Source organism: Paenarthrobacter sp. R1 (genome assembly GCF_030264015.1).
Classification (GTDB): Bacteria; Actinomycetota; Actinomycetes; order Actinomycetales; family Micrococcaceae; genus Arthrobacter; species Arthrobacter ureafaciens.
This window is the reverse complement of the sequence record NZ_CP127115.1, coordinates 1,525,251-1,549,751: the sequence shown is the minus strand read 5'-3', so window position 1 is coordinate 1,549,751 and position 24,501 is coordinate 1,525,251. Positions and strand designations below refer to the sequence as shown.

Sequence of the window (24,501 nt, the reverse complement as noted above, 5' to 3'; positions counted from 1 at the left end):
GGTGGGATGTGGCAGAGGGATCGCGGAAGTGGGGTGGGATGTGAGAGAAGAACGCCGGAAAGGGGGTGGGATGTGAGAGAGGGTTGCAGGGCGGAAGTCAGGGACGATTCAGGGCATACCCCGGGTTATTTTGTCGGCCGTTCAATGGAGAATGGACCCTATGAAAACGCTGCTCAACATCATTTGGCTGGTCTTCGGTGGCTTTTGGTTGGCTTTGGGCTACTTCGCGGCAGGACTCATCTGCTGCGTGCTCATTGTGACTATCCCTTGGGGCATCGCGTCGTTCCGCATTGGCTTCTACTGCCTGTGGCCCTTCGGCCAGATGGTGGTGGAGAAGCCAGGTGGAAGCGGCGTCTTCGCCCTCCTTGGCAATGTGATCTGGCTGCTGGTGGCCGGCATCTGGATCGCGATCGGTCACGTCGTGACTGCCGTTGCCATGGCCATCACCATCGTCGGCATCCCGTTGGCCATCGCCAACCTCAAGCTGATCCCGGTATCGCTCATGCCACTGGGTAAGCAGATCGTTCCGACCGACAGGCCGTTCGTCAGCACCTACCGCTGAGGGTTACCCAGCGCAATGGGTTAGGAGCCGGAGACCTCTCCGGTCCGCACATCGAACCGGAACTGCCGCTCCACACGGAACTTCCCGCCGTCGGCCTCCGCTACGAAGGTGAGTTCCACCGTGCCCGAGCACAGGTCGGATTCCGTCACTGTGTAGCTCGGGGTGAAGTACAGCGAATGCTCACCGGGCAGCAGGTCGACGGCGGGAAACTCCTGCCAGTGCGGCCCATGAAGCACGACGCCGGAAAGCGGTTGGGTGCCGGCGTTCCGGATGCGCCCGGTGAAAGCCAGGATGTCACCTGCCTTGTAGCCGGGAATGATGGGGCCGTAGTTCAGGTCCTGTGCTTCGCGGGTGCCCAGGATTTGATCCCCGTCCGCGTAGCCTTGGCCGATTTCCTTCCACGTCTGGACGTCCCACTCGCCGTCGCTGTTGGAGGGGATCACGTGGAATTCCCCGGCGTTCTGCCATACTTCGGGCCGTCCCGGGGTGATCGAGCGCAGTTCCATGTCGAAGGACAATGGGCCGGCTTCCCCACGGTGCACGGGTGCCTCCGGAAGGCGGGGGGAGGCCAACTGGCGGGTGAGTTGTTCCGCCGGCACCGAGGCAAAGACGATCTCGCGATACCCTTGCCGTTCATACAGCACGCCGATATTCCCGTCCGGCAACCGCGTCGCCGTGGAGTAGGCAGAACTGCCCGCGCACAGCATGAGCTTCGCAGGCCACGTGGCACCGTTGTCCGGGGAGAGGCTCAACACTGTGTTGCGGCGCAGGTGCGGATCCTGGTTATTGGTGGCAATCAGCCAGCTGCCCGAAGCCGAACCGGACGCCGAGCCCGAAGCCGAACTGGACGCCGAACCGTCGCCAGAGCCCGTCTTCGGGTCCGCGAGTGCGTCAACAATCGGCGCCCCGTCGAAACGTGCCAGGGAGCCGTTGTCACTGGGGTCCGGCAGTTCGGGAACGGGCAGCAGTGAACTCCAGGTCTGGCCGCCGTCGTTGGAGATGGCAGCCAGCCGCGACGGAGTGGCCCTTGAGTGCAGCAGCAGCCGGCCATCGGACAGGCACACTACCTTGTTTTCATTGGGCCCAACTCCGGCCGGGCCGGGCCCGATCAGCCCGCCCAGCGTCCACGTCCCGCCGTGATCGTCGCTGTAGGCGGAGGCGGCCCTGATTTCGCCGTTTATCAGCAGTACGTATTGCTGGACCAGACGTCCCGCATACGGGCCTGTGTGGACTTGAATTCCTTGGCCGGCTGAGGCGAAGAGCCCGGTGGTTCCAGCGTGAACGGGCTTGAGCATCGCGGTGAGCCGCCTGTGCTGCCAGGTGCCGCCGTCGTCGTCGGAGAAGCTGACATCCGCGTGCTGGATGTCGTCCTCGGGTTCCAAGCCGGACGACGCTTCGAAGAAGCCGGCGTGCGTTCCTGCCGCGTGGAACATGAAGATCCGGCCGGTTTCTGCGTCCACCAACAGGCTCGGGTCACCGTAACCGTCCAAGCCCGAACCGGTGCGGACCACGTGTTGCCCGGTCCACGAAGCGCCGTTGTCGAAGCTGCGGCGGAGCAGGAGGTCGATGGTGTTGGGGAGGTCGTCGAGGTTTGGCCTGCCGTCGTAGGCGGCGAGGATGGTGCCCCGCGTGCTGACGGCGAGGGCAGGAATCCGGTATTGACGGTACCCGCCTACGCCTCGAACGGCGAGCACATGCTCCACAGTGGGCCGTGCTTGCGGGATTGACGGAGGGAGGTAGGAGGTCACACCTCCTAGTTTAGGCCCAAACCAGCGCCGACAACTCGGCCGCGAGGTTGCGGCGGGCTGCCTCCAGCCATAACGCCTTCGCGCGGTCTCCGTGGAACAGCGGGTCCAAGGCCAGCAGGTGGCGCACGACGGCGGCCCGCCCCGTCGCGAAGTCGTCGTCACTGATGTGGGCGTAGTCTTCGCGGACGGCCGCGACGTACTTGGCATAGGACTGTTCGTCGCCACCGAGGACGGAGAGGTCCGCATCGCACAACAGTGCTCCGGCATGATCGCCGGGTTCCGGATTGTGCTTGTCCGTGAGCCGCACAAGACGGGCTACTTCCGCGACGTCCTCCGGGGAAAGTCCGGCCTCGGTCAAGCGGTCCTCAGCCAGTTGCGCGGAGGCCTCCTCATCCTGTCCGGCGACTCCTTCGTAAACAGCATCGTGAAACCACGCCGCCAAGGACACTGTCCTGGCAGGGAGCGCCGGCTCGGTGAGGACGTCCAGGGCCTCAAGGACAGCCAGCAGGTGGGTGCGGCCGTGGTATTTCCGGGTGTCCTCGCCCCAGCGTTCCAGCAACTCGAGGCCCAGCTCCTCGTGGCCGGGGTAGATGGTGTTCCAGTGCTTCATCAAGGGAACTGTGAGGGCCTTGTTCCGGTCCCGGGCGGGAATCCTGAGTCCGCTGGCAAGGAGTTTCCGGACCAGGACACGTGCCTCCACCGGAATGGCTCCCGCTTTGACGAGGTCGTCGTAGAGGCGCTCGGGTACGTCGTAGTGGTCGCCGTCGAAAGCCCGTTCGGGAACCCCCGCTGCCGAAGCGAACGCATGCAGCTCATCCAGGGACTTATCGGAGATCAAGTGGGAGAAGACGGTCCCGTGCGCGGGCCACAGGGGCGGATCGACGTATACGGCCATGGGCACAGTGTAGTCCCGGTTCAGCCTTGGCAAAGGCGGCGCGATCCTTCCCAGTTGCCGGTCGTCAGGGCGTGTCTACCGCCGAACCACCGCCCCGGAATCGCGGGCTTCGCTGCCCGTGGTATTCACGGCAACTGGGAAGGAGCCTGGGGTCAGCGCTCGGCCGGCAGGATGTTCTGGTTGCCCCTGAAGACGTTGTCGGGATCGAATTGGGCTTTGACCTTGGAGAGCCGCCTGTAGTTCTGCTCCCCGTAGGCCGCCATGATCCGGTCCTGCCCTTCGTCGCCGATGAAGTTGAGCCACACGCCGCCGGTGGTATGCGGGGCAATGTCTTGCCGGAACTGCTTCACCCAATCCTTCGCTTCCTGCCATCCTTCCCGCGTCTCGGCCAAGCCAAAGGGGTGGCTCACCCACGCTGCGCTGCGATGCTGCAAGGGCGTGTTGGCCGCAGCAGGACCGCCCACCGCGCCACCCCAACGCCCCACCAGCTGCTGCGAATTGGGCCCGGGGAGCCGTTGTGCCGAGTCCACCAGGATGTCCAGGGCTTCGTCGCTGAGGTGATCGTGATAGTCGGCGCTCCAGTAGTTGTAGTGGTCCGGCGGATCATCGATCATGCACTGGAAATCCGCGTAGTTCATGGCGTCAATAAGGTCCACGGAAGGGCCCAGCTCCTTGAATGGCCTTGCGTGCTCTTCGCCCTCCTCGGCGTTCCCCGCGTACAGGTAAGCCATGCCAACGGCCAGCTTGCCCACCATGTCCGGGGGTACAAAATCCTCGGACGGGGCTGTCAGGTAGACCAGGGCTGTGCCCACCTCATCGGGTGCGCTGAGTGCCAGGTCCCGGTAGGCGCGGGAGATCTCCGGTGCGGCTTCCCCGGGGAAGAGGGCCAGCCCGGCCGTCACCGTGGGACCAAGGTCGTGGAGTTGGAACGTGAAGGAAGTTGCCACGCCGAAGTTTCCGCCGCCGCCGTGCAACGCCCAGAACAGCTCGGGGTTTTCCGTGGCGCTCGCGGTCACCAGGTCCCCGGAGGCGGTTACCAAATCCACGGAGAGCAGATTGTCGCAGGAGAACCCGTAGGACCGTTCCAGCCAACCCGAACCTCCGCCCAACGTGAAGCCGGAGACGCCCGTGGTGGACGCCCTGCCACCGGTTACCGCCAGCCCGTGTTGCTGGGTGGCGCGATCGAATTCGCCCCATGTGACACCGCCGCCGACCTTGGCCGTCTTCGCTTCCGGGTCCACGTGGATGGATTTCATGGGCCGGACGTCAACTACCAGGCCGTCGTCGTTCGTGGACATGCCGGCCACTGAATGCCCGCCCGACCTGACGGCGACATCCAGATTGTGTGTCCTGGCGTGGTGGAGGGCTTCGGCCACCTCGCCGGGAGAGGAGCAACGGGCAATGACAGCCGGCCGTCGGTCGATCATTGCGTTGAAGAGTTTTCGGGTTTCGTCATAGTCCGGATCTTCCGGACGAATCCATTCCATGTGGACGCTCCTTCGCGCCTAAGACTCTCTCCCTAGAACAGGGTACGGCGGCGCATCGTGGCGGGCCATGGGTAATGCTTACGGAAGTACGACGGCGGTGCGCACCTCCTGCCACCGGGCGCACCCGGTGTTGTGGGTGCGTCGTGCGGGAAAGGACGCGGCGTGAGCCCAAAAGGGTGCGTGCAGCGGAAACGGGTGCGCCCAGGCAGCCCGGCACCAACGCCGGGTCACATGACGTAGTGCGGCACTCCGAGCCGCAGAGAACCGCAAATGCGACTATATACTTCCCATATGCCGCAAATACGGATCTCCGAAGCAGCCCGTTTCCTGGGAGTCAGCGATGACACCGTCCGGCGTTGGACGGAAAACGGGACCCTCACGGCGCAGAAGGATCCCTCGGGCAGGCTCGCTGTTGACGGGTTGGAGCTCGCCAAACTGGCAAGGGACCAATCACACCTTCAAGACGATCCTTCACGTGCAGGGAGCTCGGCCCGCAACCGCTTTGTGGGCCTGGTCACCGGAATCACCACGGACAAGGTCATGGCCCAAGTGGAGCTGCAGTGCGGCCCGTTCCGCGTGGTGTCCCTCATGAGCAGTGAAGCCGTCCGGGAGCTGGGACTCGAGCTCGGCTCCGTCGCCACCGCAGTGGTGAAAGCGACCACCGTGATCATCGAAGCACCTCAGGGAAAGAGCATCATATGAACCCCCGCAGTCTCCTCAGCGCGTTGCTCGGTGCGGGGGTCCTTGCCGTGGCAGTGACAGGCTGTGCTCCGGCAAATCCAGCCGCCTCGGGGGAGGGGCCTTCCGGAACAGTCACCGTCTTTGCTGCGGCGTCCCTCAAATCAACCTTCACCCAGCTGGCCCGCGACTTCGAGGCCAAGAACCCCGGAATCAAGGTCACCCTGAACTTCGCCGGTTCCTCCGACCTCGCCACGCAGATATCCCAAGGAGCGCCTGCGGACGTTTTCGCATCGGCGGACACCCGGAACATGACCAGGCTTGCCGATGCCAACCTCCTGGACGAAGCACCCAGGAACTTCGCAACCAACGTCCTGGAGATCGTGGTTCCGCCGTCCAATCCGGCAAACATCAGTTCGTTCCCGGACTTGGGTAAACCGGGCGTCAAAGTTGTGGTCTGTGCACCACAGGTCCCTTGCGGCGCCGCCACGCAGGTGGTGGAGAAGGCTGCAGACACCGCTCTGACCCCGGTCAGCGAGGAGTCCTCGGTCACCGATGTCCTGGGCAAAGTCATCAGCCAGGAAGCGGATGCCGGACTGGTCTATGTCACGGACGTCAAAACAGCCGGGAGCAAGGTCAAGGGGATCCCGTTCCCGGAGTCGGCACAGGCCGTAACCACGTATCCCATTGCCACAGTAGGTTCGGCCAGGAACAAGGAACTCGCTGAGGCATTCATGGACCTGGTGACCGGTAGCGAAGGCCGGAAGGTACTGAACGATGCCGGCTTCGGCACCCCGTAAGAACGCACCATGGCGCTGAAGACACCCATGAAACGACGCGGCGGACACGGCTACACCGGCGTCCCTGCCTGGGTCTATGCCCTCGCAGTGGTTGGAGCGGCCTTCATTTTGCTGCCGCTCCTGGCGATTGTGGCCAAGGTGAATTGGGCGCAGTTCTTCCCGCTCATCACGTCGGAATCGTCGTTGACGGCGCTGGGGCTGAGCCTGCGGACGTCGGCGGCAAGCACTGTTCTTTGCGTGCTGCTCGGGGTGCCGTTGGCCCTGGTCCTGGCGCGGAGTCCGTTTCCCGGTCAGCGTCTCCTGCGCGCGTTCGTCCTGTTGCCGCTGGTGCTGCCGCCCGTCGTCGGGGGTATCGCCTTGCTTTACACCTTCGGCAGGCAGGGGTTGCTCGGGAAGTCGTTGGAGCTGGCTGGTGTCCAGGTCGCTTTCTCCACCACCGCCGTCGTGCTTGCCCAGACGTTTGTTGCGCTTCCGTTCCTGGTGGTGAGCCTGGAAGGCGCCCTTCGCACGGCCGGGAGTAAGTACGAGGCGGTCGCGGCAACCCTTGGAGCCGGTCCGGGTACCGTCCTTCGGCGGGTGACCGTGCCGCTGGTGCTGCCGGGCCTGGCCTCGGGAGCGGTCCTGTCCTTCGCGCGCAGCCTCGGTGAATTCGGCGCCACCCTCACGTTCGCCGGAAGCCTGCAAGGAGTCACCCGTACCCTGCCCCTTGAGATCTACCTCCAGCGCGAAACCGACGCCGACGCCGCCGTCGCCCTGTCCCTGGTGTTGGTTGCCGTGGCCATCGCCGTGGTCGGGCTGAGCTACGGAGGCCGCAGGGCCGGAATCCGCACCGGAAACCGCGCAGAATCAGGGGCCACGAAATGACCTTTGAGCTGTCCGCACGCCTCGCCGCCCGCAACTTCGACATGTCCCTCACCCTTGCCGAGGGCCAAACCGTCGCCGTCCTGGGCCCCAACGGCGCAGGCAAATCCACGTTGCTCAACATCACGGCAGGCTTGGTTCGCCCGGACTCCGGCACGGCACGGATAGGCGGCAGGCCGCTTTTCACGCTCGACGGCGGCACCCACCAGTGGAGCGCCCCCCACCACCGCGGCATAGCCCTTCTGGCACAGGAAGCGTTGCTCTTTCCCCACCTGAGCGTCCTGGACAACGTAGCCTTCGGCCCGCGAAGCACGGGGAGTTCCCAACGCAAGGCACGCGAAGCGGCCCGCCACTGGCTCTCCGAAGTGGACGCGCTCGAGCTCCCGGACCGGAAGCCGGCGCAGCTCTCAGGAGGCCAGGCCCAAAGGGTGGCGGTTGCCAGGGCGCTTGCCGCCGAGCCCGAGCTGCTGCTCCTGGATGAACCGATGGCCGCCCTGGATATCCACGCAGCTCCCATGCTGCGGCGGGTACTGAAACGCGTCCTGGAGGGCCGCAAAGCCATCATCGTCACCCACGATGTCCTTGACGCCTACATGCTCGCCGACAGGGTGATCGTCGTCGAGGGCGGCCGCATTGCCGAGGAAGGCCCCACGCGCCAGGTCCTTGAACGCCCCCGCAGCCATTTCGCCGCAGGACTCGCCGGGCTCAATATCGTCACCGGGTCCATCACCGAGGAAGGAATCACGACGCCGGATGGTCGGCTTTTCGCAGGACAACACGATCCCGAGTGGTCACCCGGGCCCGGCCAGGCAGGCGTGGCGGCCTTTCCGCCGTCGGCCGTTTCCGTCTTCCTGGGCGATGTGCATGGAAGCCCCCGCAACTCTTTCCCGGTGACCATCACCGACTTGGAGCGGCACGGCGGCCAGGTCCGTGTGCATGCACGGGGCGGGGAAGCGGGCACCCTCTCCGCAGACGTCACCCCGGCGGCATCGGCCGATCTGGGGTTGGCTCCGGGGATGGAGGTCCGGTTCGTGGTGAAGTCGGCCCTGGTGTCCATCTACCCGGCCTGACACCTAGTCCTTGTACATGCGCTCCGCGTAGGAGGGGCCGTAGTAGGACTCCAAGTCTTCGAGGGGCGTATCGGGCTGGACGTAGGCCTTGGAGAGCATGGCCATACTCGGCAGGCCCCCGGAATCCCAGGAGTCCGGCTCCCACAGCCCGCTCCGCATGAACGCTTTGCCGCAATGGGTGAAAACCTCGTCTACGGCGACCACAATGGCGACGCGGGGCCGGTGTCCCTTGACCACCATCCGGTCGAAGAAGTCGCCATCGCTGACCAGCTGCGCCTGACCGTTGATGCGGAGGGTGTCCGTCCGGCCCGGGACGATGGAAAGGACTCCCACGTGCGGGTTCTCCAGGATGTTGCGGAATCCGAAGGCGAGCTTGTTGCCCGGCCGCTCAGGGATGGCGATGGTGCGCTTGTCCAAGACCTCGATGAAGCCCGCGGGATCGCCCTTCGGTGAGGCATCGACGCGACCCCGGGCGTCCGCCGTCGAGATGAGGCAGAAGGGGCTGGCCGCGAGCCATTGCCGGTCGAATTCGCTGAGCTCGCTGCGGACTTTCCGTCGGACCCGATCCAGGGGTTGACCGATCAGTTGTTCCAGTTCGTCTGCGCCGCCGATGGGTTTCATGGACTCAGCCTAGTTTCCCCGGTGCCCGCGTGGGGCTGGCGCACCCTGCTGCGGTCGATTGGGGGACGCACCCTTTTCCTCCATTCGCGCCCGTTGGTACGTGTGCGCCGTGCGCGAACGGGTGCGGGGCTTCGCCGGAACGGATGCGCCGGGCGGGTACGGGCGCGGGAGTGGACCGACTTGGTCCACGTCCAACCGGGACGGCTCTGGACAGCAGTTTCGCCGTGGGCAAACATGGAACACAGTGGACCAAATCGAAAGTTGAGCGTAGTACACTCAACTTTGAAAGCACTGGTACTACTCCAGAAAGGGAGCTCTCTTTGGACGCCAAATTCACCACCAAGAGCCAGGAGGCCCTTTCTGCGGCCGCCATGAATGCCTCGACTGCCGGCAATCCGCAGTTGGAACCGGCTCATCTCCTCAAGGCGCTCATGGATCAGCGGGAGGGCGTTGCCGTGGCACTGCTGCGCGCCACCGGCGCTGACCCGGATGCCGTGAGTGTTCAGGCAAGTTCAGCCATCAAGGCATTGCCGTCCACGTCGGGAAGTTCGGTCCAGCAGGCCCAGCTGTCGCGTCAGGCCATGCAGGCGATCCAGGCTGCCCAGGCTGAGGCGGACAAGCTGGGAGATTCCTTCGTCTCCACAGAGCACCTGCTCCTGGGGCTCTCGGCCGGCAGTGACGCCGTCGGGAAGTTAATGCGCGACGCCGGTGCCTCCCATGAAGCGCTGCTCGCCGCCCTGCCGGGTGTCCGGGGCGATCGCAAGGTCGATTCGCCGGATCCTGAGAACACCTTCCAGGCCTTGGAGAAGTTCGGTACCGACCTCACTGCCGTGGCACGCTCGGGCAAGCTTGACCCCGTGATCGGCCGTGACAGCGAGATCCGGCGCGTGGTTCAGGTCCTGAGCCGCCGTACCAAGAACAACCCTGTTCTGATCGGTGAGCCCGGCGTAGGCAAGACCGCCGTCGTCGAAGGCCTTGCCCAGCGCATGGTGGCAGGCGACGTGCCGGAAAGCCTCCGCGGGAAGACCCTCATTGCACTGGACCTTGCCTCCATGGTGGCCGGCGCCAAGTACCGCGGTGAGTTCGAAGAGCGGTTGAAGGCCGTGCTGGAGGAGATCAAGAACTCCAACGGGCAGATCGTCACGTTCATCGATGAGATCCACACCGTTGTTGGCGCCGGTGCCACAGGCGAGAGCGCCATGGACGCAGGCAACATGCTCAAGCCGATGCTGGCGCGCGGTGAGCTGCGCCTGATTGGTGCAACCACCCTGGACGAGTTCCGCGAGAACATCGAAAAGGACCCCGCACTGGAACGCCGTTTCCAGCAGGTGTATGTGGGTGAGCCCAGCGTGGAGGACACCATCGGCATCCTCCGTGGACTGAAGGAACGCTACGAGGCCCACCACAAGGTAGCCATCGCGGACTCCGCCCTGGTGGCAGCTGCCACGCTGTCGAACCGGTATATCTCGGGCCGGCAGTTGCCGGACAAGGCAATCGACCTCGTGGATGAAGCCGCCTCGCGCCTTCGCATGGAGATCGACTCCGCTCCGGAAGAAATCGACCAGCTGCGTCGTGCCGTGGACCGCCTGACCATGGAAGAGCTGGCCCTGCAGGGTGAAACGGATCCCGCATCGGTTGAGCGTTTGGCTGCCCTTCGGGCTGACATGGCGGACAAGAAGGAGGCACTCAGTGCGCTGAATGCGCGGTGGGAAGCCGAGAAGGCCGGCCTGAACCGGGTTGGTGACCTGAAGGCCAAGATCGACGAGCTGCGTTCGGCTGCCGAGAAGCACCAGCGCGAAGGCGACCTCGAGTCGGCGTCGAGGATTCTCTACGGTGAGCTGCCTGCCTTGGAACGCGAGCTCAACGCTGCTGCCGAAGAAGAATCGGCGAGGGGCGCCAAGCCCGAGCTGATGGTGGCGGAGGAAGTCGGTGCCGACGACATCGCCGAGGTCATCTCCGCATGGACGGGCATCCCCGCGGGACGCATGCTCCAAGGCGAATCACAAAAGCTGCTCCACATGGAGGAGGAGCTCGGCAAGCGCCTGATCGGTCAGTCGAAGGCCGTGCAGGCGGTTTCGGACGCCGTGCGCCGTGCCCGGGCCGGGATCAGCGATCCCAACCGTCCCACGGGTTCGTTCATGTTCCTCGGTCCCACCGGCGTCGGCAAGACCGAACTGGCCAAGGCCTTGGCGGATTTCCTCTTCGATGACGAACGGGCCATGATCCGGATCGACATGTCCGAGTACAGCGAGAAGCACTCCGTCGCCCGTTTGGTCGGTGCCCCTCCGGGATACGTCGGCTACGAGGAAGGCGGCCAGCTTACTGAAGCCGTGCGGCGCCGCCCGTACTCGGTGGTCCTGCTGGACGAGGTTGAGAAGGCCCACCCTGAGGTCTTCGACATCCTCCTGCAGGTGCTCGACGACGGTCGCCTCACCGACGGCCAAGGCCGCACCGTTGGCTTCCGGAACACCATCCTGGTGCTGACCTCCAACGCGGGCAGCCAGTTCATGGTGGACTCGTCCATGGATGCGAAAGCGAAGCGGGACGCCGTCATGGCCGTGGTGCAGGCATCCTTCAAGCCGGAGTTCCTGAACCGCCTGGACGAGATCGTCCTCTTCGACCCGCTGTCGGTCGAAGAGCTCGCCCGGATTGTGGAACTGCACGTCGCCGAACTCACCAAGCGCCTCTACGAGCGGCGGCTCACGCTCGAGGTCACGGACGGCGCCCGCGCCTGGCTCGCAATGTCCGGCTACGATCCCGCCTACGGTGCCCGGCCGCTCCGCCGCCTGGTGCAGCGCGAGATCGGTGACCGCCTCGCCAAGGAAATCCTTGCCGGGGAGATCAGCGACGGCGACACCGTCCTGGTGGACACCGCCGCCGACGTCGACGCCCTCACCATCGAGGGCCTTGAGGAGATGGGAAACTCCGACGGCGGCTGGTCGGCAGGGACGGGGCTTTCGGTCCGTCGGAAGCAGCCGTCGCTGGAAAAGTAGGCCGGCCAGAGACTGGCAGGGCTAAAGAGCTGACGGTGCTGGAAAGCTGACAGGTCTGGAGGTGGAGGGGTGACGCTGTTGGAGGGGTAGCCGTGAGGCTACTTCTCCAACAGGTCCTCCTTAATGGTGCTGCCCGGGCTCACCACAATGAAGCAGTCCACCCGCCGGTCCCCGCGGTCCCAACTGCTGGGACTCGGGTACACATTCTGCTGCAACAGATTGGTGTACTCGTTGGCAGCGTCATTGAGCTTGATGCCCTTGCAGACTTCCCGGCCCTTGTCGCGCAGTGCATTGGTTCCCGGGAAGGAATCATCCGTAGGGTAAGTGAAAGCCGCGCCCAGTTGGGCTGTGTGTTCAGTGTCGCAAGCCACCGCGCGGGCCTTGGATGCGTTGGGGTCGAAGTCCGCAAAGCAGTCCCCGATCTGGAAATCCTTGGCGTCCGTGTCGCGGGGGAGGGGTCCCAGGGTGGCCGACGGCGTGGGCGAAGCGACCGTAGGTTCGGGGCGGGTTCCCAGCAGGTTCAGCAGCACCCAGATGACGACGCCGATGAGGACCAAGGCCCCCGCCACGATTCCCCCGATGACCAGGCGCTGGCGCTTGACCGGATCACCTTGTGGCGGCGGCTGCTCCGCGTAGCCGGGCTGCTGCGGATCGATTGGCTGTGCGGGGTAGCCGGGCTGCGGGTTGTCCGGCTGCGCATCGATTGGCTCTGCCGGGTGGCCGGGCTGCTGCGGATCGTTTGGCCCACCCATTGGCGCCGGCTGTCCCATTGGCGCCGACTGTGGCGGCGGGGGTGGAAGGTCAGGCTTCGGCGGCACATTCGGGGCAGGCGGCACCTGCTCCTTGCCTGGTTCCGCTGCCGACTCGTCACGGGGTGGAGTGTTGTCCTGAGTCATTCGGGTGGTGTGCCTTCCTGATCTGACGCCGCATTGAGGCAGACTCTACCCAATTTTCGTTCCCTTGTGAGGTGCTGCGGCCGGCCTGGGGGTCAGGCACGGCTCTGAGGTGGCACACAGGCACCCCTGAAACCATGTAATCTAGACATACGACAAATTGACCAAACATTCCGGGGCCTCACCGATAGCCAAAGGTGACCACCTCCGGTCCAAGTACAAAAGGGGGTCACGCCATGGGGCGCGGCCGTCAAAAGGCAAAAGCTACCAAGCAGGCTCGGGACATCAAGTACTACTCCCCGAACACCGACTACTCGGCACTTGAGCGTGAGCTCACGCGCCCATCTAGTCGTGCCAAGAGCCACTTCCAGGAGGATCCTCCGGAGCCGGATTACTCGGCTTACGAGGACAAGTACGCGGAAGATGATGACGACGAGGTAGACACCCGCCGTCTCGGCTAGCTGTCGCAACACAACAGGTGCCTTCAGGCACTGAGTTGCGTACCGCCGTCGTACATCAAGGTTGTCGTGCATCCACGGATGCCGAAGATCTCCCAAGAAGGCCCGCAGGGCATGCCGAACATGGGCAGACCCTGCGGGTCCTTCTTGCGTTCACCCAAAACCTTGCGTTCACCCACAACCTTGCGATCACCCACAACGTCGAGCGTCCTTGAACGCATCAAGGCCCGCCCTGCGTCCCCCCGTGGGAGGCGCGCAAGGGCGGGCCCTGAACGTTGCGAGGCTACCGGCCCACAACGTCGCCGGTGCGGTTGTCCGTGGTGCGGCGGCTGAGTCCGAAGCCGAGGCCCAGCATGCCAATGCCCAGGATCAGGTGCAGCCAGTTGTCGGCGTTGTTGAGCGGCACAAAGTTGGCCGTCGAATCCTGGCCGATGAGCAGACCGTAGATCCAGAGCACCAGGTAGATGATGCCGCCACCGACGAGGTAGTTGCGGGCTTGGCCGGGTGTTTTGGCCATCAGCAAGCCGGCTGCGCCGAAGAGCAAGTGGACGATGTTGTGCAGGATTGAGACCTGGAAGATTCCCAGTAGGAGCGCTTCGGAGGTGTGTCCGGCGAACTGCATGGTGTCGTAATTGGAGGTGATTCCGGGGATGAAGCCCAGAATGCCGACCAGAAGGAAAACTGCTCCAACAATTTGTGCTGCTCGCTGGATGGTTGTTCGGGTCCGGGCGGGGTGGTTCGTGGCTGTCATGGTTTCTCCTCAGTGAGTGTGGGTGCGTAGTCCTGAGTTCTTTCCCTGCACCCCAGACGCTACCATAAGGTTCCTTAGTATTAGGGGTCCGTAATGGAGACGTTATCCTCACACGCGGACAGCGGAAGCGGCGCGGCTCCTGCGTTGTGGGGAGCACAACCGGGGATACTGGGTTGAGGGGGGCCACGTTCTCGGAAAGGACAGCCATGCCGGAAGTTGATCGGTACAAGCAGGGGACTCCGTGTTGGGTGGACCTGTCTTCCACCGACATCGAAGTCTCCAAGAAGTTTTACCGGGAACTTTTTGGGTGGGAACTTGAAGCCATGGACGTGGGCCGGGGCCTGACCTACTACATGGCCAGGCTGAAGGGCCGGTACGTCGCCGGAATGATGCAGCAGCTGCCCGATGCGCCTCCGGGCATGCCCTCCTATTGGGCGAACTACCTTGCTGTGGACTCGGTAGACGCGGCAGCCGAGCGTGCGGTGGCCGCGGGAGGAACCGTCGTCGTCGCCCCGGATTCTGTCCCGAACGGCAGCGGAAGGATGTTCTTTGCCGCCGACCCCACGGGCGCGCAAATCGGCTTCTGGGAGGCCGGAACGCACTTGGGCTCAGGCATTATCAATGAGCCCGGAACCATGATCTGGAATGAACTCCAAACCAATGACGTCCCCAAGGCCGTGGCGTTCTACGAAGCGGTCACCGGTTGCACAAGCAGCACAGGCCCGGCAGGAGACCAACGGGAATACACCAGTCTCCTGGTCGAAGGCCGGCCGGTTGCCGGGGCCCTCAAGGTGCCCATCGAAGGACTCCTCCCGTTCTGGATGACCTATTTCAACGTGGAGGACGTGGACCAGGCACTGCAACAGGCCGTCGACCTTGGCGGGCACGTCATCGCTCCGGCGTTCGATGTTCCCGCAATCGGGCGCATGGCTGTGCTCATGGATCCCGCCGGAGCGGCGTTCAGCATCATGTCAGGACTCCCGGCATGACGTCCCGGACCCACTACGCCCACGGGGAGCCGTGCTGGGCGGATCTTCAGACGAGGGATGTTGGGGCGGCCAAGGACTTCTACGGTGCGTTGTTTGGCTGGACCTTCCAGGACCTGCCCACGCCCGATGGCCGCCGCTACGCTCAGGCGTTCCTGGGCCGGGACCTTGTGGCGGTCATAGCTCCGCAGAATCCACGGCAGGAAGCTGCGGGAACATCCGGGCAGTGGAATATCTACTTCGCTGCCACGGACGCGGAGGAGATCGGTGAGGACGCCGTCCATGCCGGCGGCAAGCTCGAATTCGGGCCGGAGCAGGTCGCCGACACCGGTGTCCTTGCGTTCGTGGCTCCGCCCGGAGGCGGCACCACGGGCATCTGGCAGCCGGGCACGCACCGCGGGAGCCACCGCTTCAACGAACACGGCGCCTTCGCGTGGGCGGAACTCCTGACTCCCCGGCCGCAAGCCGCCGTCGCATTCTTCCAAGAGCTTTTCGGTCATGACGTTACGGAATACCCGCAGGACGACGGCGGCAGCTACTCGACGCTGATCGTCAACGGTAACGAGGTGGCAGGGATTGTCCCTGCCGAAGATGGCGATGAGGCCGGCTGGCAGGTCTACTTCGGGGTCTCGGACGTGACAAAGGCCGTGGACACCGTGATCGCCGCCGGAGCGACCGTGCTGGTGGAGCCCGAGGACCAACCCGAAGAGGGCTGCCTAGCCACCATCATGGATCCCCAAGGCGGCGTACTGGGCTTGATCCAGGTCCTCCCTAGTTGGGGGAACGCGGAGCGGCCCGGCAGTTCGAAAACTGCCGGGCCGCCCTGTGTGTGAGGCGATAAGCCGCTTAGGCGTAGGCGTTCACCAAACGGACAGCGCCGCCGTCGACGCCCTTTGCGCCCTGTACGTAATCCGGGCCGGTCTTGTCGATCGAATCCGAGTTCTCTGCAACCGTGCCCATGACCCAGGAGGGGAGTCCGCGCTCGTTGAGGCGGGCGACTGCGGCGTCGGCAGCTTCCGGAGAAACGATCGCAACCATTCCGACGCCGAGGTTCAGCGTGCGCTCGAGGTCGGCCAGCGGGACGTTGCCCAGCTCGGAAACGAGCTTGAAGATCGCGGGAAGTTCCCACATGGCGCGGTCAACCGTGGCAACAAGGCCCTGCGGAAGAACGCGGGCCAGGTTGGCGGCGAGGCCGCCACCGGTGACGTGGCTGAAGCCGTGGACAGCCGCCCCTGCCGTCACCGGAAAGGTGCGGGCCAGGTCCAGGCAGTCGGCTGCGTAGACGCGGGTCGGCTCCAGGAGCTCCTCGCCCAAGGTGCGGCCGAGCTCGGAAACCTGGCGGTCCAGTGCCCAGCCTGCGTGGTTGATGACGCGGCGGACCAGCGAGTAGCCGTTGGAGTGGAGGCCGGAGGAGGCCATGCCGATCACTACGTCCCCGGCGCGGACGCGGTCCGGGCCGAGCAGGGCGTCGGCTTCGACGACGCCGGTTGCGGCGCCTGCGACGTCGTATTCGTGCTCGCCCAGCAGGCCCGGGTGCTCGGCGGTTTCGCCGCCCACCAGTGCCGTGCCGGCAACGGAGCAGGCGGAAGCGATGCCGCGGACGATGTCAGCGATACGCTCGGGGACAACCTTGCCGCATGCGATGTAGTCGGTCATGTAGAGGGGTTCTGCACCCACCACCACGATGTCGTCCACAACCATGCCCACGAGGTCGTAACCGATGGTGTCGTGGATGTCCATGGCCTGCGCGATGGCGACCTTGGTGCCTACGCCGTCGGTGGACGTGGCCAGCAGCGGCTTCTTGTAGGTCAGCAGCTTGGAGACGTCATACAGGCCGGCAAAACCGCCGACGCCGCCAATCACCGAGGCGTTGTGGGTCGCCTTGACGGCGTCCTTCATGAGCTCGACTGCGCGGTCTCCCGCTTCGACGTCGACACCCGCCGAAGCGTAGGTGATGCCGGAGGCGTTCTCAGGGGTTCCGGCAGGGGATGCGGAGGTCATACGGACTCTTTCTTGTCGGCGTCGGTCAAACGATCAGCGTCGGTCAGGAGGTTCTCGAATTCGGCATCCGGTCCCGGGTCGCAGCCGGTGGCACCCGATTTCTCGGCGGGATCCTCGGTGGAGGCCGGATCGGTGGCAGCTTCGGCAGTGGGCTCAGCAGGCGCAAGCCCGCCAAGATCGGTGCGTTCCAGCAGGTTCTTGCCCAGCTTGTCCGCGTGCGGCAGCTCGATGGGGTACCTGCCGGTGAAGCAGGCCGTGCAGAGGCGTTCGCGGGGCTGTTGTGTTGCCCCGATCATGCCGTCCTCGGAAATGTATGCCAATGAGTCCGCGCCGATAGCCTGCGAGATCTCATCGATGGTGGCTCCGTTGGCGATCAATTCTGCGCGGGAGGCGAAGTCGATGCCGTAGAAGCAAGGCCACTGGACGGGCGGGGAGGAAATCTTGACGTGGACTTCCTTGGCGCCGGCCTCGCGCAGCATCCGGACGATGGCACGCTGCGTGTTGCCACGGACGATCGAGTCGTCGACCACCACGACGCGCTTGCCGCGAATCACCGATTCCAAGGCGTTGAGCTTGAGGCGGATGCCCAGTTGGCGCAGGGTCTGCGAAGGCTGGATGAACGTGCGGCCCACGTAGGCGTTCTTCACGAAGCCGTGCGCGAACGGGATGCCGGACTGTTCGGCGTAGCCAACCGCTGCCGGGGTGCCGGACTCGGGGACGGGAATGACGATGTCCGCCTCGTGCGTGTTCTCGCGGGCCAGCTGGCGGCCCATTTCAACACGGGACTCGTACACCGAGCGGCCTGCGATGGCGGCGTCGGGGCGGGCCAGATAGACGTACTCGAAGACACAGCCGGCCGGGGTGGCCTCCGCGAAGCGCTGGGAACGAACGCCGTCCTCGTCGATCGCGATGAACTCACCGGGCTCGATCTCACGGATGAAGCTCGCACCAACAGTGGCCAGGCCGGACTGTTCCGAGGCCACAACCCAGCCCCGGTCCAAACGGCCAAGGCAGAGGGGACGGATTCCGTACGTGTCACGCGCAGCGTAGAGGGTGCCTTCATCCATGAAGACGAAGCAGAAGCCGCCCTTGATCTTGGGGAGCAGCTCCAAAGCGGTCTGCTCCAGGGTCTTGCCCTCTTCGCCTTCCAGCAAAGCCGTCACCAAGGCGGTGTCCGAGGTGTTGCCCTGCTTCATTTCACCGGTCAGTTGGCCGTCGTTGCGCTGCAGGATCATTTCCCGGAGCTCAGCGGTGTTGGTCAGGTTGCCGTTGTGAGCCAAGGCCACCGTGCCCGTTGCGGTTGCGCCCAGGGTGGGCTGCGCGTTGGCCCAGTGACTGGCACCCGTGGTGGAGTACCGGCAGTGTCCCACTGCGAGGTGCCCGGTGAGGGTATTGAGGGTTGTCTCGTCGAAGACCTGGGACACAAGGCCCATGTCCTTGTAGACATTGATGCGCTTGCCGTCACTGGTAGCAATACCAGCCGACTCTTGTCCGCGGTGCTGCAGCGCATACAGCCCGTAATAGGTAAGTTTTGCTACCTCTTCGCCAGGAGCCCACACCCCGAAGACGCCGCAAGCGTCCTGGGGGCCCTTTTCGCCGGGAAGAAGATCATGAGAAAGTTTTCCGTCGCCACGTGCCACTGGTCGATTGTCTCATGTTGCGGCCGTGGTAAGTTCCCGCTCCGGTTTTGTGACCACGCGGCCGGGCCTGTTTCCTTGCGCGATCAGGCGATTTGTCCGCCAAATGCGGCGCGTGTCACAGTGGCTCCCCATGAAAAGGTGCCCTGGCTGCGTCCCTTAGCGGTCGCCGTCGTGCTCTGGTCCTTCGTCCGGAACCGAGTCCGGAACGGCTTCCACCACAGCCCGCTCTGAGCGCTTGACGCTGAGGCGGTCGAGGATGAGCGCGAGGATGGAGAAGAGGATCACGCCGCCGCCGGCGCAGGCCACGAGGAAGAATCCGAAGACCGTGGGGGCGTCGAATTCGGGATCGGCGGGGCGGCTGAAAGCGATGATGGCGGCGACGATTGCACCGAGGATTGCTCCGAGGACCATGAAGGGGACGAACTTTGGTGCCCGGCGGACCGTGACGTCGCGGCGGGCGGGTGATTCGTTGCTGGGGGTGGGGTTGGTGTCCTCGGAAGCCATGCCTTCCAGCCTACCGTTCCTCGCCGAAGTGACAGTTAATGCCCATGTTTGCGGGAAACATGGGCATTAACTGTCAACTCGGCGCCGGGTCAGCTGCCGCGATACGTGGAGAATGCGAACGGGCTCAGGAGCAGCGGCACGTGGTAGTGCTCGCCGGCGTCGGAGACCGTGAAGTTCAGGTCCACTTCCGGGAAGAACGTCTCAATGCCCAGGCCGTCGTAGTAGGCGCCCGTGGCGAAATTGAGGCGGTACGCCCCGCCCGGAATGCGTTCCGGTCCGAGGTCCTTGATGCGGCCATCAGCATCGGTTTGGCCCTTGCCGACCAGCGTCCAGTTCTCACCTTCGCGGACGTAGAGTACGACGGCGACACCCGCCGCCGGGCGGCCGGAACCGGTGTCGAGGATGTGCGTTGTTACCTGTGAAACGCTCATGCGTTGGCTCCTTCGCTGACGAGTCCGGAGAGGCGCAGCAGTGCGATCTCGCGGAGTTGCTCAGCCACAATTGTGTCTTCTTGTTCAGGGGTGTGGGTGAGGCGCTCCTGCAGTGAGGACAGGATTTCCTTGGCGCTGCGTCCCGCCGCGCGGATCAGGAAGACCCTGCCGAACTTTTCCTCGTAGGCGCGGTTCCCTTCCGCCAGCGCGGCTGCTGTGCCGTCGTCGTTGGGGTCCACGCCGGCTTGCTCGGACCGGGACATGGCCGCTTCGGTTGTTTGCGCCTTGGGCCGCTCGCCGATCCTGGGGTGGTGGGCAAGGGCGGATTCGACCTCTTGGGGGCTGAACGGATCCGCGGCCTGGTTCGCCGTGCGGAGCAGTTCGTCGACCCTCGCGAAGGGGCGGGCGTCGACGATTGTTTCCACCCAGCGGCTGATATCCAGGCAGGGGGTCAGGGCCTTGATGGCCTCGTCGCGTCCAACACTGTTGAATACTGCAAGCTCCATGCTTGTGTCATCCTCGTGTTAATGCTGGCATCCATGGTGTGGGCTATGCGGAACTCCGGCTTGTTGGGCAGGAGGAAGCTGTGCTGCTTCAAGCTTCCGCATCATGGAACTGTTATTTCAGCATACGTAATAAGTGAAGCTGAGTTCTTGGCCCGGTGTCAAGACGCTGCCTCTTGGTGGTGCCGCGTCCTCACCGTGAGATAGAGGCGGTGAGCCATGATGACCAGCGACAGCCACGCGATGCCCAGCGCCCACGCGGCCAGCACGTCGGTAAGCCAATGATGGCCCAAATAGACGCGGCTCAATCCCATGGTCAGCGAGAAGACGGATGCGATCACGATCGTCAGTATGCGTGCCCTCTTGCTCTTCAAGCGCAGGATGACCAGGTATGCCACGATTCCGGCGATCACGATCGAGTTCAATGAGTGCCCGCTGGGGAATGACGGCGAGTGTTCAAACGGAGGAATGGCGTCGCTGAGGTCCGGGCGGGTCCTGCCGAAGAGGGGCTTCCCGGCGACTGTCAGGAGCAAGGAGCCAAGTCCGGCGGCCAACATCAGGATGACCGGCGTCCACGACTTCCGCTTGGTGGCCAAGAAGATCATGATGCCAACGGCGATCAACGGCATTCCCACCGTTCCGCCGACGTTTGTGTAGGCCGTGGTGGCTGCATCCAAGGCGGGGGACCGGAAGGACTTCGCCGCGTCGAGGACAGGATGGTCCAGGCCGGCCACGCCGTCCGCTTCGGTCACTGATTCGTAGACCTCGCCGAAAGTGACAACCAGGGCAACGGAGATGAGGAGTCCGATGACCAGGGTGATGACCAGTGCGGCATACGGGCCGAGGAACGTCGTGATGCGCTGGGCCGTGGCAGCCATGAGTTGACCGACCGGGCTTTTCCACCGCGTCAGGTCCTGCCCGGCCACATAACGGTCTTGCCGGACTTCTCCGCGCACGCCGTGGTCCTGCGACTCTCGTCCCTCAGTGGTCATCTTCGTCCTCTTCGGCTCGGCGGGGGTGGACTTGATAATAGTGAGTAACCTTATCATTTGTGGCCGGTGCGGGACCGCGCGCCGCGCTTCAGGGCGCCTGCTGCTCGCTCCACGCAACCGGCTGCGGCAGAATGGCCATCAACTGCGTTGAAGGAGTTGCTCCATGCCCCAGATCCTGACTTCCAGATTCCTGTTCGGCCCCGGTCCGAGCAACTGCTACCCGGAAGCGATGGCCGCTCTTTCCTGGCCCGTGCTGGGGCATCTGGACCCTGTCTTCATCGAGCGCCTCGACCGGGTCTGCGAGGGTCTCCGTACGGTCTGGGGAACCTCGAACGCCCGGACCCTGCCGTTGAGCGCCACGGGTTCGGGCGGCATGGAGGCGGCGTTCGTGAATACCGTGTCCGACGGCGACGTGGCAGTGATTGCGGTGAACGGACTCTTCGGTGCCCGCATGTGCGAGGTGGCCCGGCGTTGCGGTGCCACCGTGGTCAGGGTGGACCATGAGTGGGGCCAGCCTGTGGATGCTGACCGGGTGTTGTCCGCCCACCCCCACCCGAAAGTCATCGCGGCTGTGCATGCGGAGACTTCCGTGGGGGTTCAGTCCGACATCGCCGCCCTCGGGGCAGGCAAAGGAGACGCGCTCCTGATTACCGACGCTGTCACGTCCATCGGCGGCCTTGAGCTTTTGGCAGACGACTGGGGCATCGACGTCGGATATGCCGGGACCCAGAAATGCCTCGGCGTGCCGCCGGGCCTCTCCCCGTTCACGGTCTCGGACCGCGCCTTCGAACGTCGCGTCAAGGACCCGCGCTCCTGGTACCTGGAAATCGGGTTGCTCGGCGGTTACGTAGGAGCCGCATCCGGATCGAGGACATACCATCACACGGCGCCGGTGACCATGATCGCCGGTCTCGAAGCGGCGCTGGACCGCATCCTCGCCGAGGGGCTCGACGTCGTGCAGGCCCGCCACCGCGCTGCCGGGACCGCGCTCCAGGAAGGTTTGCAGGAGATGGGCCTCGAGCTCTTCGCCGCCGAAGGAGCCCGGCTGCCGAGCCTCACCACTGTCAAAGTGCCCGACGGCGTCAACTCGGCTGCCGTCCGCGCTTACCTTTTGGAGCACTTCAGCATGGAAATCGGCGCGGGTGTTGGTGAATACACGGACACCGTCTGGCGGATCGGCATGATGGGCCCCAACGCCAACAGCGCATCAGTAACGTTGGTGCTCGGCGCACTGAAAGAGGCGATGGCGAAGGCGTCAGTGTAGGGATCTGATAGAGCATCCCCCAACTACCGTTGCTCTATCACATCCCGACGGGTTTTTCCGGTTCCTCTATCACCTCACGGGGTGAGCTGACCGGCGTCGTACGCCAAAACCGCGGAGGCGGGTGTTCCGCCGTCGGCCGGCTGAATCGACACGATCCTCAAGGTTCCGGCACCCGGCAATGCGGTCGACTGGCCCTCCCGGAACGCCTGCTTGCGCTCCTGTTCGCCGGTCCGGATCCAAAACTGGATGGCGGGTTTCCCATCCGCGACACCGATCTTCACGACGCCCACCTTCACGCCATCGAATGTGGGTTGCGTCCCTTGCTTGACTGTTACGAGCTGTTCCACGGCCATCCCTACTTGGTGTCCACGGAGTACACGGAATCAAAGTTTTCCTTGTACTCGTCCTCGGTCAGTTCCAGTGTCCCGGCTTTCTTGTCGTCGTCCCCGCTCATGTACCCTCCGGAAGGTCCCCAAGGGTTGGCCAGGACGATCACTTTCTCGCCGTCGTCGTTCGTTTTTACGTCCACCACAACGTATGCGTGGTTGGGAACGACGTCGGTGCGGTTGACTTCCTCGGACTCCCAGAACCAGTCGAAGTCGTCATCCTTGACGTCCTCGGTTCCCACCGAGACCGCCTGACCGGAAGCGAGCTTTTCCTCGATGGAGCCAAGGTCGAGTTCCCCGTCCTTGTCCGCGGAACGGCCGGTCATGAGCTCCATGGCGTCGTTACTGAAACCGCCGTCGATGTCATCGTAGGAGCCGCCCAGGTGCTCGGCGGCCGCGCGTTCGTAAATGGACAACCAGTTGGGTTGGCCGTCAGCGCCGCGGACGCCGCCCTCGGTGGACTTGGCCTCCACCGTGACTTCCACCGGTTCGCCATCCTCGTACAGTGTGACCACCCAGTGGGTTGGCGGGTCGCCGACCGGCCGCATGTGCGATTCGAGGAACTCGTCCAGTTTGCCTTGCTGTTCCAAGGTTTGCGCCACGGACCCGATGCCGGCCAGCAGCCAGCAGTCGCCGATTTGTCCTTGGTTGATGTCGCCGGGATCCCCGGCGTCCGGGTCCTTGCGCACGTCGCCGGGGACATCGACGTCGGGCCTGTCCGGATCGAGGGGACCGGGGTCGCCGGGCGGGTTGGAGTCGCCCCTGCTGGAGTCGCCGGATCCGGTGGAAGCGGCGCTGGACTTGTCCTGCTGGTCCGCGTTCCGTTCCAGTTCCTTGGACTGTGCTTGGAGGGTGGTGGCCGTCCGGTGGAGCATCGGCCGGTGTTCGGTATCCCACGCCTGACGGAACTGGATCGCATCACGGCCGTCCCACGGAGCTGAGGCGATGAGTTGCCCGAGTTCCTTGGACAGCGCGTTCATTGTGTCCGAGTGCCGGGCCATGGTCTTGGCCAGTGCCCTTAACTGCTGGATATCGGCACCGTAGAATCCCGGCATCGCGTCCCCCTCGTGAATGTCTTCAAAGATGTGTGGCCGACGTCAAGCAGCGGTTGGCCACGGTCACGGTATCCCGGCCCCGTGGGGTGGGTCGATGGCTAGAAGTTCCCTTGGCCCGCCGGTTTAGTCGATCAGGATTTCAGTGGGGCTGCAGCTGGCTGAGTTCACAGGAACCGTGATGCGCAGGTAGGCCGGCCCCTTGGCCTCGATGCTTACGGTGGCACCTGCTGCGTCCGTGCTGCGCGCGACCAGCCAGCCTCCAGGGACGTCGTCCGTGCCCCCGAACGCCGGGAACCCGTACTTCCCCAGGACGGGGTCGCCCGCTGCGAAGACATCCTCGAAGTTTCGCGACGCCTCCACAATGTCCGCGCTGCTCTTCATGCTCGCCGGTTGGAGGATGCACCGGCCGTCGTTTGATTTAGCCAGGGTGGCGGCTTTGTCCGTACTCCACGTGATGCCGGGCAGCTTCTGTTCCAAGGCAGCGGCCAGATCGGTGCGAAGGGAATCGTATTTGGCGTAGCTCTCTGCCACGGAGGCGGGCTTTTGGGTGGGGGTCGCTGTTGGTGTTGCCGTTGGCGTGCCGCTTGTTGGGCCGTTCGGGGTTTGGGTGCACGCGGACAGCGCGAGGACACAGGCCACGGTCCACGTGCTCAGCCTGGCGGTGGTCTTTGGCATTCTTCCCCCAGTTTCGGTTTTGCTTACGCGCGCGTGGAAGCACGACGGCGGCAGTCACCGCATGGTTTCACACTTGCCGTGCGTCCGGCCATGGGGAGAAGGCCCCCTGCGCGGGAAGTGATAGAGCGTCGGGGGAAAGGGGGTGGGAGGTGATAGAGGGGCGGGGGAAAAGGGTGGGAGGTGATAGAGGGGCGGGGGAAAAGGGTGGGAGGTGATAGAGGGGCGGGGGAAAGGGGGTGGGATGTGA

The 24,501-nt window shown here is 64.5% G+C and carries 26 protein-coding genes; 10 read left to right on the top strand and 16 right to left on the bottom strand.

The annotated features are described in order from the left end of the window. Positions 1-160: 160 nt before the first annotated feature. The gene (locus QN084_RS07485) at positions 161-562 is read left to right on the top strand and encodes a YccF domain-containing protein (protein WP_021472813.1); all 402 of its coding nucleotides are present in this window, start codon (positions 161-163) and stop codon (positions 560-562) included. A gap of 20 nt (positions 563-582) precedes the next feature. Here the strand turns inward: QN084_RS07485 and QN084_RS07480 are convergent, their stop codons facing one another. The 3 genes from QN084_RS07480 to QN084_RS07470 form a co-directional block, all read right to left on the bottom strand. Then, complete coding sequence (locus tag QN084_RS07480) at positions 583-2,310, bottom strand: sialidase family protein (RefSeq protein WP_069696758.1); 1,728 nt, start codon at positions 2,308-2,310, stop codon at positions 583-585. Positions 2,311-2,320: 10 nt separating this feature from the next. Beyond that, the gene (locus QN084_RS07475; RefSeq protein WP_031216661.1) at positions 2,321-3,205 is read right to left on the bottom strand and encodes a DUF4031 domain-containing protein; all 885 of its coding nucleotides are present in this window, start codon (positions 3,203-3,205) and stop codon (positions 2,321-2,323) included. Between the two features lie 152 nt (positions 3,206-3,357). Next, on the bottom strand, positions 3,358-4,692 hold the full coding sequence (locus QN084_RS07470) for an FAD-binding oxidoreductase (RefSeq protein WP_021472810.1): 1,335 nt from the start codon (positions 4,690-4,692) through the stop codon (positions 3,358-3,360). Between the two features lie 291 nt (positions 4,693-4,983). On the opposite strand from QN084_RS07470, the gene QN084_RS07465 reads away from it, so the two are divergent. The 4 genes from QN084_RS07465 to QN084_RS07450 are packed head-to-tail and all read left to right on the top strand — an operon-like array spanning position 4,984 to position 8,101. Continuing rightward, positions 4,984-5,394 carry a TOBE domain-containing protein gene (locus QN084_RS07465; protein ID WP_062098091.1) on the top strand — a complete coding sequence of 137 codons (411 nt, stop codon included), beginning with the start codon at positions 4,984-4,986 and terminating at the stop codon, positions 5,392-5,394. Beyond that, complete coding sequence (gene modA / locus QN084_RS07460; RefSeq protein ID WP_069696757.1) at positions 5,391-6,170, top strand: molybdate ABC transporter substrate-binding protein; 780 nt, start codon at positions 5,391-5,393, stop codon at positions 6,168-6,170. The genes QN084_RS07465 and modA overlap by 4 nt, the downstream gene beginning before the upstream one ends. A gap of 27 nt (positions 6,171-6,197) precedes the next feature. After that, positions 6,198-7,034 carry an ABC transporter permease gene (locus QN084_RS07455; RefSeq protein ID WP_021472807.1) on the top strand — a complete coding sequence of 279 codons (837 nt, stop codon included), beginning with the start codon at positions 6,198-6,200 and terminating at the stop codon, positions 7,032-7,034. Continuing rightward, a complete protein-coding gene (locus QN084_RS07450) occupies positions 7,031-8,101 on the top strand; it encodes a sulfate/molybdate ABC transporter ATP-binding protein (RefSeq protein ID WP_069696756.1) in 1,071 nt (356 codons plus the stop codon). Before QN084_RS07455 ends, QN084_RS07450 begins: the two co-directional genes overlap by 4 nt. Positions 8,102-8,104: 3 nt before the next feature. Here the strand turns inward: QN084_RS07450 and QN084_RS07445 are convergent, their stop codons facing one another. Continuing rightward, positions 8,105-8,722 carry a pyridoxamine 5'-phosphate oxidase family protein gene (locus QN084_RS07445; RefSeq protein ID WP_069696755.1) on the bottom strand — a complete coding sequence of 206 codons (618 nt, stop codon included), beginning with the start codon at positions 8,720-8,722 and terminating at the stop codon, positions 8,105-8,107. 320 nt (positions 8,723-9,042) lie between these two features. Here QN084_RS07445 and clpB point away from each other — a divergent pair, with 320 nt between their 5' ends. Next, positions 9,043-11,715 carry an ATP-dependent chaperone ClpB gene (gene clpB / locus QN084_RS07440; protein WP_069696754.1) on the top strand — a complete coding sequence of 891 codons (2,673 nt, stop codon included), beginning with the start codon at positions 9,043-9,045 and terminating at the stop codon, positions 11,713-11,715. A 98-nt stretch (positions 11,716-11,813) separates the two neighbouring features. Here clpB and QN084_RS07435 read toward each other — a convergent pair whose 3' ends face one another. Next, the gene (locus tag QN084_RS07435) at positions 11,814-12,467 is read right to left on the bottom strand and encodes a septum formation family protein (protein ID WP_228145638.1); all 654 of its coding nucleotides are present in this window, start codon (positions 12,465-12,467) and stop codon (positions 11,814-11,816) included. 377 nt (positions 12,468-12,844) lie between these two features. Here QN084_RS07435 and QN084_RS07430 point away from each other — a divergent pair, with 377 nt between their 5' ends. Continuing rightward, positions 12,845-13,069 carry a DUF3073 domain-containing protein gene (locus QN084_RS07430; protein ID WP_021472802.1) on the top strand — a complete coding sequence of 75 codons (225 nt, stop codon included), beginning with the start codon at positions 12,845-12,847 and terminating at the stop codon, positions 13,067-13,069. A 23-nt stretch (positions 13,070-13,092) separates the two neighbouring features. On the opposite strand, the gene QN084_RS07425 is transcribed toward QN084_RS07430, so the two are convergent. Both QN084_RS07425 and QN084_RS07420 read right to left on the bottom strand, forming a co-directional pair. Next, entirely contained in the window at positions 13,093-13,287 is a 195-nt protein-coding gene (locus QN084_RS07425; protein WP_139126921.1) for a hypothetical protein, read from the bottom strand. Between the two features lie 62 nt (positions 13,288-13,349). After that, positions 13,350-13,817, bottom strand: a complete 468-nt coding sequence (locus QN084_RS07420) for a DUF4383 domain-containing protein (protein ID WP_069696753.1) — start codon at positions 13,815-13,817, stop codon at positions 13,350-13,352. Positions 13,818-14,023: 206 nt separating this feature from the next. Between QN084_RS07420 and QN084_RS07415 the strand changes: the two genes are divergently transcribed. Continuing rightward, complete coding sequence (locus tag QN084_RS07415) at positions 14,024-14,806, top strand: VOC family protein (RefSeq protein ID WP_069696752.1); 783 nt, start codon at positions 14,024-14,026, stop codon at positions 14,804-14,806. Then, a complete protein-coding gene (locus QN084_RS07410; protein WP_168529827.1) occupies positions 14,803-15,636 on the top strand; it encodes a VOC family protein in 834 nt (277 codons plus the stop codon). Before QN084_RS07415 ends, QN084_RS07410 begins: the two co-directional genes overlap by 4 nt. A 13-nt stretch (positions 15,637-15,649) precedes the next feature. On the opposite strand, the gene purM is transcribed toward QN084_RS07410, so the two are convergent. The 6 genes from purM to QN084_RS07380 all read right to left on the bottom strand — a co-directional run bounded on the left by purM (position 15,650) and on the right by QN084_RS07380 (position 20,874). Continuing rightward, positions 15,650-16,804 carry a phosphoribosylformylglycinamidine cyclo-ligase gene (gene purM, locus QN084_RS07405; protein ID WP_069696751.1) on the bottom strand — a complete coding sequence of 385 codons (1,155 nt, stop codon included), beginning with the start codon at positions 16,802-16,804 and terminating at the stop codon, positions 15,650-15,652. Next, positions 16,801-18,444 carry an amidophosphoribosyltransferase gene (gene purF, locus QN084_RS07400; protein WP_031216658.1) on the bottom strand — a complete coding sequence of 548 codons (1,644 nt, stop codon included), beginning with the start codon at positions 18,442-18,444 and terminating at the stop codon, positions 16,801-16,803. Before purF ends, purM begins: the two co-directional genes overlap by 4 nt. Positions 18,445-18,600: 156 nt before the next feature. Then, positions 18,601-18,948, bottom strand: coding sequence for a hypothetical protein (locus QN084_RS07395; protein ID WP_069696750.1), 348 nt, complete (start codon positions 18,946-18,948; stop codon positions 18,601-18,603). A gap of 89 nt (positions 18,949-19,037) precedes the next feature. Further along, positions 19,038-19,379 (bottom strand): hydroxyisourate hydrolase, encoded by a 342-nt coding sequence (gene uraH / locus QN084_RS07390; protein ID WP_062098071.1) that lies wholly within the window; start codon positions 19,377-19,379, stop codon positions 19,038-19,040. Further along, positions 19,376-19,885, bottom strand: coding sequence for a 2-oxo-4-hydroxy-4-carboxy-5-ureidoimidazoline decarboxylase (uraD, locus tag QN084_RS07385; RefSeq protein WP_069696749.1), 510 nt, complete (start codon positions 19,883-19,885; stop codon positions 19,376-19,378). Before uraD ends, uraH begins: the two co-directional genes overlap by 4 nt. 158 nt (positions 19,886-20,043) lie before the next feature. Next, a complete protein-coding gene (locus tag QN084_RS07380) occupies positions 20,044-20,874 on the bottom strand; it encodes a phosphatase PAP2 family protein (protein WP_021472792.1) in 831 nt (276 codons plus the stop codon). Positions 20,875-21,037: 163 nt separating this feature from the next. Here QN084_RS07380 and QN084_RS07375 point away from each other — a divergent pair, with 163 nt between their 5' ends. Next, positions 21,038-22,138: a pyridoxal-phosphate-dependent aminotransferase family protein gene (locus tag QN084_RS07375; RefSeq protein ID WP_069696748.1), complete on the top strand. Its 1,101-nt coding sequence runs from the start codon at positions 21,038-21,040 to the stop codon at positions 22,136-22,138. Between the two features lie 74 nt (positions 22,139-22,212). Here the strand turns inward: QN084_RS07375 and QN084_RS07370 are convergent, their stop codons facing one another. From QN084_RS07370 to QN084_RS07360, 3 genes are all read right to left on the bottom strand, one after another. Continuing rightward, complete coding sequence (locus tag QN084_RS07370) at positions 22,213-22,485, bottom strand: hypothetical protein (RefSeq protein WP_128397094.1); 273 nt, start codon at positions 22,483-22,485, stop codon at positions 22,213-22,215. An 8-nt stretch (positions 22,486-22,493) separates the two neighbouring features. After that, the gene (locus tag QN084_RS07365; RefSeq protein WP_062098061.1) at positions 22,494-23,579 is read right to left on the bottom strand and encodes a C2 family cysteine protease; all 1,086 of its coding nucleotides are present in this window, start codon (positions 23,577-23,579) and stop codon (positions 22,494-22,496) included. Between the two features lie 123 nt (positions 23,580-23,702). Next, the gene (locus tag QN084_RS07360; RefSeq protein WP_069696747.1) at positions 23,703-24,254 is read right to left on the bottom strand and encodes a hypothetical protein; all 552 of its coding nucleotides are present in this window, start codon (positions 24,252-24,254) and stop codon (positions 23,703-23,705) included. Between the last annotated feature and the right edge of the window lie 247 nt (positions 24,255-24,501).

Coding starts and splice junctions, on each gene's coding strand:
- QN084_RS07485 (WP_021472813.1), top strand. CDS start 161: ATGAAAACGCTGCTCAACATCATTTGGCTGGTCTTCGGTGGCTTTTGG.
- QN084_RS07475 (WP_031216661.1), bottom strand. CDS start 3,205: ATGGCCGTATACGTCGATCCGCCCCTGTGGCCCGCGCACGGGACCGTC.
- QN084_RS07470 (WP_021472810.1), bottom strand. CDS start 4,692: ATGGAATGGATTCGTCCGGAAGATCCGGACTATGACGAAACCCGAAAA.
- QN084_RS07465 (WP_062098091.1), top strand. CDS start 4,984: ATGCCGCAAATACGGATCTCCGAAGCAGCCCGTTTCCTGGGAGTCAGC.
- modA (WP_069696757.1), top strand. CDS start 5,391: ATGAACCCCCGCAGTCTCCTCAGCGCGTTGCTCGGTGCGGGGGTCCTT.
- QN084_RS07455 (WP_021472807.1), top strand. CDS start 6,198: ATGAAACGACGCGGCGGACACGGCTACACCGGCGTCCCTGCCTGGGTC.
- QN084_RS07450 (WP_069696756.1), top strand. CDS start 7,031: ATGACCTTTGAGCTGTCCGCACGCCTCGCCGCCCGCAACTTCGACATG.
- QN084_RS07445 (WP_069696755.1), bottom strand. CDS start 8,722: ATGAAACCCATCGGCGGCGCAGACGAACTGGAACAACTGATCGGTCAA.
- QN084_RS07435 (WP_228145638.1), bottom strand. CDS start 12,467: ATGGGTGGGCCAAACGATCCGCAGCAGCCCGGCCACCCGGCAGAGCCA.
- QN084_RS07430 (WP_021472802.1), top strand. CDS start 12,845: ATGGGGCGCGGCCGTCAAAAGGCAAAAGCTACCAAGCAGGCTCGGGAC.
- QN084_RS07425 (WP_139126921.1), bottom strand. CDS start 13,287: ATGCGTTCAAGGACGCTCGACGTTGTGGGTGATCGCAAGGTTGTGGGT.
- QN084_RS07420 (WP_069696753.1), bottom strand. CDS start 13,817: ATGACAGCCACGAACCACCCCGCCCGGACCCGAACAACCATCCAGCGA.
- QN084_RS07415 (WP_069696752.1), top strand. CDS start 14,024: ATGCCGGAAGTTGATCGGTACAAGCAGGGGACTCCGTGTTGGGTGGAC.
- QN084_RS07410 (WP_168529827.1), top strand. CDS start 14,803: ATGACGTCCCGGACCCACTACGCCCACGGGGAGCCGTGCTGGGCGGAT.
- purM (WP_069696751.1), bottom strand. CDS start 16,804: ATGACCTCCGCATCCCCTGCCGGAACCCCTGAGAACGCCTCCGGCATC.
- QN084_RS07395 (WP_069696750.1), bottom strand. CDS start 18,948: ATGGCTTCCGAGGACACCAACCCCACCCCCAGCAACGAATCACCCGCC.
- uraH (WP_062098071.1), bottom strand. CDS start 19,379: ATGAGCGTTTCACAGGTAACAACGCACATCCTCGACACCGGTTCCGGC.
- uraD (WP_069696749.1), bottom strand. CDS start 19,885: ATGGAGCTTGCAGTATTCAACAGTGTTGGACGCGACGAGGCCATCAAG.
- QN084_RS07380 (WP_021472792.1), bottom strand. CDS start 20,874: ATGACCACTGAGGGACGAGAGTCGCAGGACCACGGCGTGCGCGGAGAA.
- QN084_RS07375 (WP_069696748.1), top strand. CDS start 21,038: ATGCCCCAGATCCTGACTTCCAGATTCCTGTTCGGCCCCGGTCCGAGC.
- QN084_RS07365 (WP_062098061.1), bottom strand. CDS start 23,579: ATGCCGGGATTCTACGGTGCCGATATCCAGCAGTTAAGGGCACTGGCC.
- QN084_RS07360 (WP_069696747.1), bottom strand. CDS start 24,254: ATGCCAAAGACCACCGCCAGGCTGAGCACGTGGACCGTGGCCTGTGTC.